Origin of the sequence: Acinetobacter portensis (assembly GCF_009372215.1) — a bacterium.
Classification (GTDB): domain Bacteria; phylum Pseudomonadota; class Gammaproteobacteria; order Pseudomonadales; family Moraxellaceae; genus Acinetobacter; species Acinetobacter portensis.
The window spans coordinates 1-12,673 of record NZ_LWRV01000029.1; the positions used below are offsets into that span (position 1 = coordinate 1).

The following is a 12,673-nucleotide window of genomic DNA, read 5'->3' on the forward strand; positions in this document are numbered from 1 at the left end:
ATTTATGACGGAAGTCTAATGTAGAATTAATGCTGGGGTCGATACGATTTAAAAAGTAAATATCGGCTGATAACAAATGTAAAAGAGAGAACATCGATATGAAAAATCTTATTTCTATAGCAGTATTAACTTGCCTATCTGCTATTTCTATTAACTCTATGGCAGCTGATCAAACAGTATCAATTGGTTATGCTCAAACAAAAGCAACTGATGTAAAAACACTAAAGGGTGTAAATTTACAATATAAATATGAAACAGAATCATTACCAGTTGGTATTGTTGTTTCATCATCATATATGACATCTAAAGAAACTGACCGTTATTCTGAATCTTGGGAAGCTGGTGCTGATTATGTAGCTGATTATAAAGATCAGGGTAAAGTTAAATATTTTTCTTTATTAGCTGGCCCATCATATGAGTTTAATGAATATGTTAGTGTTTATGGATTACTTGGTTTTTCAAAAGTTAAATATGATGTAAATGAGAGTGGCGTCTTATTTGAAGATGGGGCACAAGTAGATTCTTATAATGAAAATGATAAAAAAAGTAAAACTGCATTTGCCTATGGTCTAGGCGTAGCAATCAATCCTGTAGAAAATATATCTGTAAATATTGGATATGAAGGAACTCGCTCTAAATATTATGATCAAAAAATGAATTTTAATGGATTTAATATTGGTGTTGGTTATAAGTTCTGATTTTAATCAGATATAAAATATTAAAAAGCTCCATTTAATGGGGCTTTTTAATATTTTAGTAATCATTATTATGAACTTCTAGTTACGGGAAGAACTATCTCGTTAATTTTTGTTTTAACGTAATGGAAAAACTATTAGTATACTCTTTAAGATTTTCTAAAATTAACATAATACGGATTATACGAAGCCCCGATTGTAAGCCCCAAATAGAAATGTCCAGTTTCTCCAAAGTAAAATGTCTAATTTTAGAATGAGTCCATTGCTATCTCATTCAACTTTTTAATTAGTGGAAAAGTAATTCAGTAATAAAAAATTATTAAAAAACCTATTAAATAAAAAAAATAATTTTATAAATCATATGCTTAAAAAATAATAATAAATTAGCTGTTCAAAATTCTAAAAAAAATGGAATCACGAGTGGAATTAATTTCAGTAAAAATATTTTTAATATTAAAATAAATCAATACCTTAATATTAATACAGAATTTTTTAATGTAATAAATACAATTAAAAAGATATTTGCATAGTTTTGATGTGATAAATTTGGCTGAAATCGACCTTTTGCATAGTTTTGATATGAAGTTTTTCTCTCAATAACCGCCATCATCTTCAACGAAATCTATAATGTCATCATCTGTGATCACTTCTATAATCGGCAAACTAACGCTCACTTCAATTAATATCTCTGTATTTGAATCATTATCTGCTACTTCCATTACATCCCCTGCAAACGTTTAAAAGCTTTTTCATGGCGAATTAATATCTTTTCTGTCAGTGATTTAATGATCTTTTCACCTTTCACTCCAGATAAATCAAACTCCTTTATCGGCTTAATTTTAGGACGATCAACAATCTCAACGCCATACTTTTTCATTTTAAACCTTTTTAAAAATAATAGAATTTCAAACTAATAAAAACCGCTGAAAGTATTGATGCTACAGTGATACCACCGATTTTATTGCCTATTTTATTTTTTGAAAATAGAAAAAAGCCAACTCCGACCGCCATAAAAAATCCAACGACCAAGGAAATTCGGTCTTGAGATGGTTCAACGTTAAATACTGAACCTATGGCCAATTCAAAAAAAAGAGCCGTCGCAAAAAAGACAGTAAAAGCTAGACCGGCAACAATAAAACCACTAGAAAAATCCTTAAAAAACACATTATCTTTTTGCATAAAACACTCTATTGCTTTAACTTTTTACACTATCCAGATTTGTATCAATATGATCATACGTTAACAGGGTCCGATGAATTTTGATTGATGAACTTAATCAGCGTCTCTTGTATAAATTCTTCCATCTCAATCCCTTGCGCTCTAATCACTTTTTCGACCTTTTCAATTGTTTCAGGCTCAAGTTCAAATGAAATTTCTGCCGAGGTCGACATCAATAAATCATAATTATTTTCTATGACTTTTCTAAAGACTTCATCTAGATTTTTGTTAGATGCAACGTTAAAAGAAAATCGCAGAGAACTGTTGATAATTTCAATATGAGTATATCCAACATATTCAGTGCTTTTTCCAACAAATCCCAAGTGCTTCATCATCATTCTTCTTCATATTTTGATCGTAATATCATCATACTCGAAGTAGCATGATTAATACTTTTCAAGTGCGTTTAGCTGCATACAATCTGCATGAAACTGCTCTAAATTCTCATATTTTTTCGGGCTAAAACGCACATAATGTAGGTTCTTCGGCCATTCAATTTTATCGTAAAAATCTGGATAATTATTTTGAACTAATCTTCTAACACGAGAATTTATTTCACCAATTTGATGTCTGACACCGTGAAAATTAGCTTTCGCATATAATCGCTTCATCGAATCTTCAAACAAATATCGACGCGTTGGGATATCCTTCAATTTAGCGCGTAATTCATGACTGAATTGATTCAAATAATACTGATCGAAGTACCAAGTTAATGTTACTTTTTTCTCTACATTACTCTGTACAGTATCTAAATAACGCTGACTAATTCGACGATGATATTTAAACAGCTGTTGCATCAACATATTATAGGATGCCGTTTCATCAACAGTGACGCCATAAATTTTGCGCAATTGTGCAATCACATCAGTTTTTTTCAGGCCCAAATATTGTGGTCGCTGTTGCGCTGCATAAAATAAAAAACCAAAATTTCGCTGAATACTATCGAGCTTTCCTCGTTGAGGATCAACATCATCAATTGACCGAAATGACAAATTTATCGTCGCTTGATTCATCGCTACATTCTGATCAATTAGACCGAATTTATACGGTGAAAAATACTGCTTATTAATACCGGCTTGCAGTCCGTCATACACCATATATTGACCCAAAACATAGTCTTTAAATCGAATCAGCTCATCTAAATTTTCAGTTATCACACACTTCAAATGCTCAGTCTTTTTCAGTTGCTCATTCAGTGCTTTAATCTGATCTGTGCAGTCTTTTTTACTACGCTGATTGTTTCGAAAACCGGTACAAAACAACCAGAATCTTACCCCTTTTTCAGCCACTTCATAATGTAGAACCAGACTCCAGACTGGCTGGCCTTTTCTTAATTTTGTTCTGCGTGCTTGATCAGTTTGATGCAAATCATACTTCTCAATCATCTTCGATAAAACTGAAGTCAACTTAGATTCTTCAATTGTTGAACTCATCCAAAATTGTGCTTTTGCAATACTGACACAGTTCAAAATGGCTTGCAGGCAGTCTGTGGTCTTAATCGTATAGATGATCACTTTTCATCCTTTTTTCATAAAAGTGGCACAACTATAAAAGTCTAGCATTAAAAACAAAAACATTGAGAGCTTTTTGCTTTTCAATTTCTGCGCAAACGCAATGGCAGTGGCCTTTGCATAAATAAGAGTTCCTGTCAGATGGACGTGGACCAGCTATTTGCATTGATTTTCACTGTGGCTCTGCTAATTTTGTGACTGCCAAATATGAAATAAACTTTCCTGAGTTAGCCGTTCAGTGAGTGAAATTTTCTAAAACTTTGTCTTGTTGTTTCTATGTGTATGCGACAGCCATCGCATACTAAAGACCGTGTAGCTGCATACGTCCGAAAGGTAGTTGGTGCGGCTGCGAAGGGCACTAGATGGTGAGACCCCATCTTTTGACCCGTTCTGCGAATTTCAGAACTTAGCCCTATGAAATGGGTACTGAATTTCTAAATAAATAATTTTGAATAGTTGGGCGACACTGAAACGGGCATCATGGTGACATGATCAACCCTGCTTAACAGAGAGTGTGAGTATCTACAAGGAATGATAGATGCGTTAGGAACACACGTTTACCGCTTCAATTCCTTCAAAGGGCGGTATGCGTTGCGCACTGGTGGGCTTATGAGAGCATCGTGAGATGTTAGGGTCATGAGGAGAAATCTGGACTGATCGGCACTTAACGATTGACTGAATTGACTTGTCGTCGATGACATATTCAGTCGGTTGTTAAGGTCTATGGATAGCTTAAGCCAGTAACGGTGACACGTTGGAGATCTTCAATAGAAGATTAAGCATGTTGCTTTGCGTTGATCAAGTGCTCTACCTGTAATGAAGCTTGATATTGACTAATAATGAGGGTTTTTGGAACTCTTACCTCAAAAAACAGGAATAGTTAATATTGCGTGGAACAGATGGGCGTACTGATCGTTATTTTTATTTAAAAGTTGATTTATTTTATTTAAAAATGACAAAGACTGTTAATGCTAAAGTGGGAATCTCTTAAGTCGATGATTATTTATGGTGGTTCCATAATATAGGCTTTCGAACTGAAAACTTCACTAGAGGAAGGCATAAGGTTTGATTAATAAGAGAGGGAGAGTTGCTTATTAGGTTTAATTTGAATTTGTTGTATTGGATTTAGATTAATTAGTTTACTTCGAGCGAATAAAAACGTAAGCGGTAAATGAACGAAAGGCAATACGGTGTATATCTAGAAACAAAGACAAAGTTTTATAGGTGAGGTGTGGCAACTTCTATAACTATGAAACGTTATCAACCTATTGGCGCGAGTGAAAACTGATTAACATTATTATTAATCGGATTAGTAATCCTATTAATTTTATATATTGGTAATTAACTATTAAGAAACTTTGCGGTGGCTCCGTAAAGGTTTGCGCCTTTAAACATCTAAGTTGGTTCCGACAAGCCTTGGCTTGAACGAATCTGCTGTTGGCATTTCATGCAGCAACGATGTGATCGAAAGAAAACTAGCGGTGAAGTGTTATAGGAAATCCTGACTGCGGAACTAAAATTGCAGTTGAAGTTTGTCTATGTCTGATATTGATCTGAGTGCCGTTACTTAGCATTCAAGGAATTGTCATAGATTCGCTTCCTCATTCCTGAGAAGATGTCGTAAGTTGATAACTACGAATTCATACCAAGCGTGAATTAAAATAGAGGCTCGGCAAGGAGCATGTTCGCTTAGTGGGTTGTACACTTAAAAATCAACACTAAAGGCAGCCTCCATAGGAGGCTGCCTTTCCTTTTGCGCTGATTTGCGCTCTAAGGCCACTTATTTAAATAAATCACCCCCTCCTATAAAAACTCTAATCAGGCTAAAAATCGCGAATTTAAGCCCCTCAGTGACAGATATAAAGCGAGTGTCTACGAGCAACTTCTTAGAACAAGCCTATTCGGATATTTTAAATAAGTTTATGGCACGTTTTACAAATATTTTTGAAGAGTCGCTATTTTCAAGCTGATCTAATTAAAGTTGTGAAACATTGCTCACTAATTAAGCGTGGAACGTGATGAATCATTTAAAAAGCCCATTCGGCGACGAATGGGTTTTTTTTCTTAGGCTAAATAATTGAAAGATATGGTTTATTGATCAAGAATTTCGCATAACGTGCATTATATTAATTTTAGATTTTCTAAAAAATCTATCTTATAAAAGATAAATGTAACCTAAAAACTATATAAATCTAAAAATTATAATAATTAGTCCTAGGTCTTTGATTAATTATAGATTATATTCATCTTGTTAATTCTGAAGCGCTGCCAAAACACGGCAAAAACTTCAATGATGCGACCCGAGTACAGCACATCACACATATTTCAGCAGAGTCCTTGACAGGATGCTATACGTTCATCGAGTTATTAGTGAACAGCGGTGATGGTGATATGCGTAGAATCACTTCGTAACTGTATGGGTAGCCTTGTGAACATACAGAGAAAAAGTTAATGACATTCCATGATTATATTAAAGAAAATTTTATTAAAAGTTTTTTTAATCTATTTAATAAACAACGCTTTTACTTATTAAATATTAAGTACTATCCTGAATATCTATCATTTAATGAGTTCAATCTAAATAAAGAAAAAATTTTAGTTGAACTTCTAGATAATTTATCTAAAAAAAATTACTCCCCTCAACCATTACATCCAATTTTAATGGACAAACCAGATGGTTCGCTAAGATTAATATGCGTTCCTACAATACAAGATCGTATAGTTCAAAAACTTCTTTTAAAATATATAAAAGAACATCATAAGAATAAATATATACTAGCTACTAATTATGATTTCTCATCCAAGATCAGTGAAGCCGGTGCAATAGCTGCACGAGTAAAGGCCTTAGAATTAAGAAATCAATATCCATTTGTTTTAAAAACGGATATTTCTGCATTCTTTGATAATTTAGACCGTAAATTAATGAAAAAAAATATCGAAGAAAAACTAAACATATCTGAAATAAATTTCATATTAGAAAAAATTATTAAAGTTGATACTAGACTTAAAGAAACTGAATTAATCGGTGCTAAAGAAATAGAGTTTTTAAAATTAAAAAGGGGAAAAGGCATTAGACAAGGCATGCCAATGTCATCATTCCTTGCATCCTTATATCTTTATGAATTTGATACTTTGATGAATGATAAAAAGATACCTTATGTAAGATATGCCGATGATTTAGTTCTATTTTGCTCATCTCGCTCAGAAGCTTTAAAATATTTAGATTTAGTAAGAGAAGAATTAAAAAAAATTGGTCTCGAAATTCCACCTCTAGAAGATAAAGGAAAAACTAATATTTTCAAAAACAAGCCAGTTGATTTTTTGGGATTAGAGTTCAGATATAGTGGCAATAGATTCAAATCATATATACCTAATTCAGTTTTCAAAACAATTAATAATAAATTAGATATATATGATTCTTTGAATAAAAATCTTAAAAATAAGAAAGATTTTTCCGATGTAATTCAAGATATAAAGTATATATCTAATGGATATAATTCAGCATTTTCAGATGCTTGTAATATGAGTGAATTACAAGAAGAAATTAATCATAAAAAAATAGTTATTTTTTCAAAACTTTTAAAATCATTAGGACTAGATATAGAGCGCCTTAGCGCTCGTCAAAAGAAATTTTTCTTCAGTTTATAAGTACCATAAAATTAACAACTAACAAAAAATGGCTGAATCTGCGGACGCTGTTTTTGTGATTCCATCCAAAGTGAATGTTTCGATTGAACACGCATTAACAAATCTGCACTGATTCCCAAAGCATCATGCAAACGTAAAGCCACATCTGCCGTCACTGGTGCTTTACCATTAATAATTCGAGAAAGTAATGGGCGTGTCACTTGGATACGTTCAGCAAGTTCTGTGATCGTAATCGCTTGTCCTTCTTCTTTTAAACCATCTAACCATTCTGAAACTAACTCACCTGCATGAGCTGGATTATTCATTATCATATTCACCTCAATGGTAGTCCTGATAGTCCACGATATACGCATTACCATCTTTAAAAATGAAAGTCATACGCCAATTGGCATTCACAGTAATTGCCCAATGATCTTTTAACTTCCCTTTCAAAGGATGAAGCTTCCACCCTGGGAAATTCATTTCATCAATGTTTTGAGCTTCATTCAAAGCAGTTAACTGTCTTTTTAACTTAGTTGAATGAACAGACTGAATGCCTGCTGTAGAACTGGTTTTAAAGAATCTTTCCAGTCCCTTATGATTAAAATCTACAATCACAAAAAATCATCCTTTGTATAGTTTTAATATACAGCAATTCGTTCAGTAAAACTATACAGAAATATATACTCAAATAAAATCAAAAGCCTTAAAAACAAATGCACTCACTCTCTCAAGATCACCACAGCCGTCGCTTCGCTTGGGGCTGATGGTGAACGTTGAGTGAGTTTCGGCAATACTCACCCTAAGGGCGTGATTTTGAAAAAAATCATCATCCCTTAAGTATTGCCGAATAACCTGATTGGGCTGACGGAGCCACGCATCGGTCGTATCCGCACATAGCTTTGCTAACTATGCAGACAAGGACTAAAGGCTTTGCACCTCTCTCCACGCGCTCCCTGTCGTTACACAGCTGTATCTCTGCGAGGGTTTCCCCAACATGCAACTTAACAGTCTAATGCAACTACTCCCAACGCTCCGCTTATGTGAAGTTCCCCTGTAGCGGTTTAGCCTTTCGACTATAGCTACAGTACGCCAGTGACACTTATTCCTACCACACGTACTGCATGCCGACCGTAAAACGGACACGCAGAAGCGGGCAAAGCTCGATCTTGGGAACTTATTTGATGATTAAAAACACTGATTTAACGAAGACTTTTCATTTTAGGTCTTGAACTAAACGCATTTTGCTGTGAAAATGGAGTTCAGGTACAAGCCTTAGCGTGAAATCATAACGGTCGCCAAACCTTATGATCTTCGTTATTCGATGTTCTTACCATCAAATAACTGCGTACCGCTGAATATAAAGCGAAACCCCAAAATGTTGCAAGGCATTTTGGGGTTTTTCTTTTTCTGATCAATAATTTAACTTTCACTCTTTTTAAAAAAAAGTTTCACCAAATTTTCGACCATCTCTGCATGTAAATGATTTCTATCTGTTTTCATCCGGAAAAAGTTTCACTCTTTTTGAAAAAAAGTTTCACTCTTTAGATTTTTTTAAAATCTATTTGTTCGTTTTTTAATCAAAAAAATATCCAAAATAAATAACCTAAAGCTATAAAAAAGAATAATTATTTAAATAACTTACGCAACTTATACAAGTTACGTAATTAATATTATCTCGAACTATTGATCTATTTCAGAAACTTTATATAATCAATAATTAAATAAGTTACGTAAGTTACATAAAAATATTATGATTATTTTAGTTGGCGGTGAAAAAGGAGGCTCTGGAAAAAGTTGCCTCGCACAAAATTTAGCGGTTTATTTACAATCACATAAAAGAGACATTTTATTACTTGATGCAGATCCTCAAGGTACTACAACAGATTGGGTCAAAGAGCGTGATGAAAACTTAGATCTTAAGAATATTCCTTCTGTTCAAGCAGCAGGAAATATCAGACAAGTTTTAGATGATTTATCTAAAAGATATCAGGACATCATTATTGATGCTGGTGGGCAAGATTCAGAAGCTTTACGCTCTGCGATGACTATTGCCACCCACATGCTTTTACCTTTTCGTCCTAAACGTCGTGATCTAAAAACCTTAGTTCACGTCGAGCAACTTATTAAATTAGCTAAAGCAGTGAATCCAACTTTAATCACTCGGGCAGTAATTACTCAATGTCCTACTCTACCTAGTCAGGTTCAGCGAATTCTTGATGCAAAAGATGCATGCGAGTCTTTTGGTCTATCTCCATTGAATCAATTTACGACAAATCGAAATGTATATGATGATGCTGATGAAAATGGACTTTCTGTATTTGAAGTTAATACAGATAAAAAAGCCATAATTGAAATTGAGCAACTCGCATTAGAATTTTTGGGAGAACTTTAATGGCACTTAAAGGTTTAACAAAATCAGCTCAGGAATCTAAATCTACAGACCAAACAATTGAGGACTTCATTAGTGGCTCTACTAAGCGTGTAAAAAAATTAGAGTGTTCACAACAGGTATATCGTCGATTTACGTTTTCACTAACAAAAGACGTTAGCAAAGAAATTGATGATCTATTGATAGATTCTAGAGTAGCCAAAGCAAATCGTTCAGTCATTTTGAAAGCAGCTTTACACCAATTGCAGAAACTATCGAAAGAAGACCTACAACAAGCAGTATTAAGTGAAGTTAAATAACATGCGTAACTTACGTAAGTTATTTAACTTACGTAAAAACTCCTATATCTAATAATGAATTAGATTGTTTGTTCTAGCTAATGAAAAATTTCTAAAAATGGTTAAGAAACAGGCTTATCGTGTGAATGATCCACTAAAAAATCAAGTTTATACAAACTAAAATTTTTAGTGGATCTCAATTTACTGATTTAATTACACTTATTAGATGCTGTTATTCACCAATTAAAATGTCTATGCGATAAACCATTTAAAATGTCCTATTTTTAACCACAACAGTCAAGCACAGGATTGAGCTATCGCTTAAAAATGGACAGCAAACAGAAAAGTTAGAAAAAGCCTCAAAACACTTGGACACTCTTCAAGCTGAAATAGATAAGTTCTCAATAGCCGAAAAGGACTATAAGCAAGAAATTACAAAGCAAAGTAATACGATTTTTAGCCTCACAGCCTTCCTCGCATTCGTCGTTTTAATAGTGTTCGGCTTCGCCTATAAATCGGGTACATGTACGTAGAAAAGACGATTTTTAAGAAATTGTAAACTTGGAGTACACCCTAAAGTTACAATCTGAAAGTTCATGAAATTATGTATCATTTAAATGATTTTTAATCATAAGTAACATGTAACTTTAGTGTTAAAGATTTATAATTTACGAAATTGTTCATTTTTATCCAATTGGGGCGTGAAAAAGTGAAAGGCCAAAAAGTAGGGTATGTCCGGGTAAGTTCTGTCGAGCAAAACACTGGACGTCAACTTGAAGGAATTGAGGTCGATCGGATTTTTGTTGACCGTGCTTCAGGTAAAAATACTGACCGACCTAAATTTCAGGAAATGTTGAACTATGTCCGGGAAGGGGACAGGGTGATTGTACATTCAATGGATCGTTTTGCGCGAAGCCTAAAAGATTTGGTCACTGAAGTAGATAAACTGGTCAAACGAGGGATCGCCATCCAGTTTGTAAAAGAAAATATTACTTTTACAGCCGAATCCACCCCGATGGATAATTTGATGCTTCAAATGATGGGTGCTTTTGCACAGTTCGAACGTGAGATCATTTTAGAGCGGCAAAAGGAAGGAATAAAACTCGCCTCTGCTCAGGGGAAGTACAAAGGTCGGGTGCATAAACTAAAGCCTGACCAAGCTGAAGCTTTACGACAAGCATGGAAGGAGGGGAAGTATCCATCGAAAATGGCATTAGGGAAAGCTTTTGGGATTAGTCGTCAGGCGGTATACCGATATTTACAAGTTAGTGAATAGCTTATTGGGATTAGCAACTAAATTTAGTTTAACTTATAAAAATCATGAAACACTGTTCGAATTTTAAGCGTGGAACATGAATAATCAATAAAAAGCCGCTCTGGTGCCCTATATTCCAGAACGGCTTGCTTTAATATAATGATATTTAAAGAGAAATATCAAGCATTACGTATAAGGTGTATTATGTTAATTTTAGGAAATCTTAAAATAGATATTATTTGGTATAATTGATAATTATTCTTACTTATAATTTTTTATGAAAATATTAAATAAACTTCTTAGCCTTGAATTAGCAATTGGCTCTTCATTAAGTCAGAAGACTAATTTGATCTTATCTTTTTTATTAGCCTTAATTTTTACAGGACTTGCTCTTTCTATTGAGAATAAAACTTACATATGTGTTTTTGCAGGAATGCTACTTTTTTGGCAAAGATACGTTGTTTTAAAATTAAGGGACAAAGAGAGAAATTAAATTAATAAAAAATCCTCACTTATTTAACATAATGGTACTTATACGAAATTCAGCGTTTCAGGCTCCCCAAAACCAAGTTTATTTCTTGCATAAATGTATCCTATAGGATACATTTTACTTATGTACTCAATATATACCACTGAAGTCTTTGATGACTGGTTCACCAAGTTAAAAGACCAACAGGCAAAAAGACGCATACAAGTCCGAATTGATCGGGTTGAAGATGGAAACTTTGGAGATACTGAACCAGTTGGTGAAGGTGTCTCTGAATTACGTTTCTTCTTTGGACCAGGCTATAGGATTTACTACTGCAAACAAGGGCAAAGGGTTGTTATTCTTTTAGCAGGCGGAGATAAGTCTACGCAAAGTAAAGATATAAAACTTGCCCTGCAATTGGCACAAGATTTAGAGGAGGAGCTATAAATGGCTATTAAACTTCGCAAATGGGACAGTGCTGAGCATCTTAAAACAGAAGAAGATATGCAGGCTTACTTACAAGCATGTATCGAAGAATCTAATGGTGATGCCGCATTCATTGCTAAAGCTTTAGGTAACATTGCTAAAGCTAAAGGAATGGCTCAATTATCACGAGATACAGGTCTAGGCCGAGAAAGTCTTTACAAAGCACTTTCTGGTGATGTGAACCCTAGTTTTGATACGGTGATTAAAGTTGTAAAAGCACTGAATTTGCGCTTAGCAATTTAAAAAAAGTTATTAAAAAATGGAGCTTTAGGCTCCATTTTTTAATTTCGTATAACGTGCATTATGTTAATTTTAGGGAAATTTAAGAATCAATACTAATGTAATTTATTAATCCTTTATTTTTAGGCTAATAAAAATATTCGAGTTATGTAGATATGAATGATGTAAGAGATGGATTATTGCTTTTGGAAATGGATGAAAATAGTCTAGAAAACCATACATACTCTTTAGAAGATGTAAGGAACGTAGTCATTTATGCACTTTCTGAAAGCGTATCAAACTATTGGCCTGAATTAGCTTTAAACTGGCTTCAAAAAAGACCTGAGTATATTGATAGTGATGTTTTATATTGGATTGAGGATCTAATTAAGGATAAAAATAAGTATTCTCAGAAGGTTAGACATCAGGCCATAAAGATACGTAAGGATTTTTTGGAAATAGCTACGTTAAAACGCATCTGATCGCATTTTACTTATTTAAATTTTGGAACAAGATAGGCTGT

At 33.7% G+C, this 12,673-nt stretch carries 15 protein-coding genes; 8 read left to right on the top strand and 7 right to left on the bottom strand.

The annotated features are described in order from the left end of the window. Positions 1 to 98: 98 nt before the first annotated feature. A complete protein-coding gene (locus A6M14_RS00950) occupies positions 99 to 698 on the top strand; it encodes an Ail/Lom family outer membrane beta-barrel protein (protein WP_152872893.1) in 600 nt (199 codons plus the stop codon). 590 nt (positions 699 to 1,288) lie between these two features. On the opposite strand, the gene A6M14_RS14305 is transcribed toward A6M14_RS00950, so the two are convergent. The 5 genes from A6M14_RS14305 to A6M14_RS00970 are packed head-to-tail and all read right to left on the bottom strand — an operon-like array spanning position 1,289 to position 3,427. Continuing rightward, positions 1,289 to 1,414 (bottom strand): hypothetical protein, encoded by a 126-nt coding sequence (locus tag A6M14_RS14305; protein WP_267313488.1) that lies wholly within the window; start codon positions 1,412 to 1,414, stop codon positions 1,289 to 1,291. Then, positions 1,414 to 1,572, bottom strand: a complete 159-nt coding sequence (locus A6M14_RS00955) for an acetyltransferase (RefSeq protein ID WP_152872895.1) — start codon at positions 1,570 to 1,572, stop codon at positions 1,414 to 1,416. The genes A6M14_RS14305 and A6M14_RS00955 overlap by 1 nt, the downstream gene beginning before the upstream one ends. A gap of 11 nt (positions 1,573 to 1,583) precedes the next feature. Then, complete coding sequence (locus tag A6M14_RS00960) at positions 1,584 to 1,874, bottom strand: hypothetical protein (protein ID WP_152872897.1); 291 nt, start codon at positions 1,872 to 1,874, stop codon at positions 1,584 to 1,586. Positions 1,875 to 1,927: 53 nt separating this feature from the next. After that, the gene (locus tag A6M14_RS00965) at positions 1,928 to 2,251 is read right to left on the bottom strand and encodes a hypothetical protein (protein ID WP_228720345.1); all 324 of its coding nucleotides are present in this window, start codon (positions 2,249 to 2,251) and stop codon (positions 1,928 to 1,930) included. A gap of 48 nt (positions 2,252 to 2,299) precedes the next feature. Then, complete coding sequence (locus A6M14_RS00970; RefSeq protein ID WP_152872898.1) at positions 2,300 to 3,427, bottom strand: hypothetical protein; 1,128 nt, start codon at positions 3,425 to 3,427, stop codon at positions 2,300 to 2,302. A gap of 2,448 nt (positions 3,428 to 5,875) precedes the next feature. Here A6M14_RS00970 and A6M14_RS00975 point away from each other — a divergent pair. Then, entirely contained in the window at positions 5,876 to 7,072 is a 1,197-nt protein-coding gene (locus A6M14_RS00975; RefSeq protein ID WP_152872900.1) for a reverse transcriptase domain-containing protein, read from the top strand. Between the two features lie 11 nt (positions 7,073 to 7,083). Here A6M14_RS00975 and A6M14_RS00980 read toward each other — a convergent pair whose 3' ends face one another. Both A6M14_RS00980 and A6M14_RS00985 read right to left on the bottom strand, forming a co-directional pair. Then, entirely contained in the window at positions 7,084 to 7,377 is a 294-nt protein-coding gene (locus A6M14_RS00980; RefSeq protein WP_180101614.1) for a HigA family addiction module antitoxin, read from the bottom strand. 13 nt (positions 7,378 to 7,390) lie between these two features. After that, positions 7,391 to 7,669, bottom strand: coding sequence for a type II toxin-antitoxin system RelE/ParE family toxin (locus A6M14_RS00985; protein ID WP_163124810.1), 279 nt, complete (start codon positions 7,667 to 7,669; stop codon positions 7,391 to 7,393). Positions 7,670 to 8,804: 1,135 nt separating this feature from the next. Between A6M14_RS00985 and A6M14_RS00990 the strand changes: the two genes are divergently transcribed. From A6M14_RS00990 to A6M14_RS01015, 6 genes are all read left to right on the top strand, one after another. After that, positions 8,805 to 9,446: an AAA family ATPase gene (locus tag A6M14_RS00990; protein WP_152872904.1), complete on the top strand. Its 642-nt coding sequence runs from the start codon at positions 8,805 to 8,807 to the stop codon at positions 9,444 to 9,446. Beyond that, complete coding sequence (locus A6M14_RS00995) at positions 9,446 to 9,742, top strand: hypothetical protein (RefSeq protein WP_152872906.1); 297 nt, start codon at positions 9,446 to 9,448, stop codon at positions 9,740 to 9,742. The genes A6M14_RS00990 and A6M14_RS00995 overlap by 1 nt, the downstream gene beginning before the upstream one ends. 688 nt (positions 9,743 to 10,430) lie before the next feature. Then, a complete protein-coding gene (locus A6M14_RS01000) occupies positions 10,431 to 10,997 on the top strand; it encodes a recombinase family protein (RefSeq protein WP_000678311.1) in 567 nt (188 codons plus the stop codon). Positions 10,998 to 11,589: 592 nt separating this feature from the next. After that, the gene (locus A6M14_RS01005) at positions 11,590 to 11,892 is read left to right on the top strand and encodes a type II toxin-antitoxin system RelE/ParE family toxin (RefSeq protein WP_000286964.1); all 303 of its coding nucleotides are present in this window, start codon (positions 11,590 to 11,592) and stop codon (positions 11,890 to 11,892) included. Continuing rightward, positions 11,893 to 12,174 carry an addiction module antidote protein gene (locus A6M14_RS01010; RefSeq protein WP_067865280.1) on the top strand — a complete coding sequence of 94 codons (282 nt, stop codon included), beginning with the start codon at positions 11,893 to 11,895 and terminating at the stop codon, positions 12,172 to 12,174. Between the two features lie 152 nt (positions 12,175 to 12,326). Beyond that, positions 12,327 to 12,632, top strand: coding sequence for a hypothetical protein (locus A6M14_RS01015; protein WP_078390056.1), 306 nt, complete (start codon positions 12,327 to 12,329; stop codon positions 12,630 to 12,632). The last annotated feature ends 41 nt before the right edge of the window (positions 12,633 to 12,673 follow it).

Excerpts from the sequence above, each read along its gene's own strand:
- A6M14_RS00950 (WP_152872893.1), top strand. The coding sequence starts at position 99 with ATGAAAAATCTTATTTCTATAGCAGTATTAACTTGCCTATCTGCTATT.
- A6M14_RS14305 (WP_267313488.1), bottom strand. The coding sequence starts at position 1,414 with ATGGAAGTAGCAGATAATGATTCAAATACAGAGATATTAATTGAAGTG.
- A6M14_RS00955 (WP_152872895.1), bottom strand. The coding sequence starts at position 1,572 with ATGAAAAAGTATGGCGTTGAGATTGTTGATCGTCCTAAAATTAAGCCG.
- A6M14_RS00960 (WP_152872897.1), bottom strand. The coding sequence starts at position 1,874 with ATGCAAAAAGATAATGTGTTTTTTAAGGATTTTTCTAGTGGTTTTATT.
- A6M14_RS00965 (WP_228720345.1), bottom strand. The coding sequence starts at position 2,251 with ATGATGATGAAGCACTTGGGATTTGTTGGAAAAAGCACTGAATATGTT.
- A6M14_RS00975 (WP_152872900.1), top strand. The coding sequence starts at position 5,876 with ATGACATTCCATGATTATATTAAAGAAAATTTTATTAAAAGTTTTTTT.
- A6M14_RS00980 (WP_180101614.1), bottom strand. The coding sequence starts at position 7,377 with ATGAATAATCCAGCTCATGCAGGTGAGTTAGTTTCAGAATGGTTAGAT.
- A6M14_RS00990 (WP_152872904.1), top strand. The coding sequence starts at position 8,805 with ATGATTATTTTAGTTGGCGGTGAAAAAGGAGGCTCTGGAAAAAGTTGC.
- A6M14_RS00995 (WP_152872906.1), top strand. The coding sequence starts at position 9,446 with ATGGCACTTAAAGGTTTAACAAAATCAGCTCAGGAATCTAAATCTACA.
- A6M14_RS01005 (WP_000286964.1), top strand. The coding sequence starts at position 11,590 with ATGTACTCAATATATACCACTGAAGTCTTTGATGACTGGTTCACCAAG.
- A6M14_RS01010 (WP_067865280.1), top strand. The coding sequence starts at position 11,893 with ATGGCTATTAAACTTCGCAAATGGGACAGTGCTGAGCATCTTAAAACA.
- A6M14_RS01015 (WP_078390056.1), top strand. The coding sequence starts at position 12,327 with ATGAATGATGTAAGAGATGGATTATTGCTTTTGGAAATGGATGAAAAT.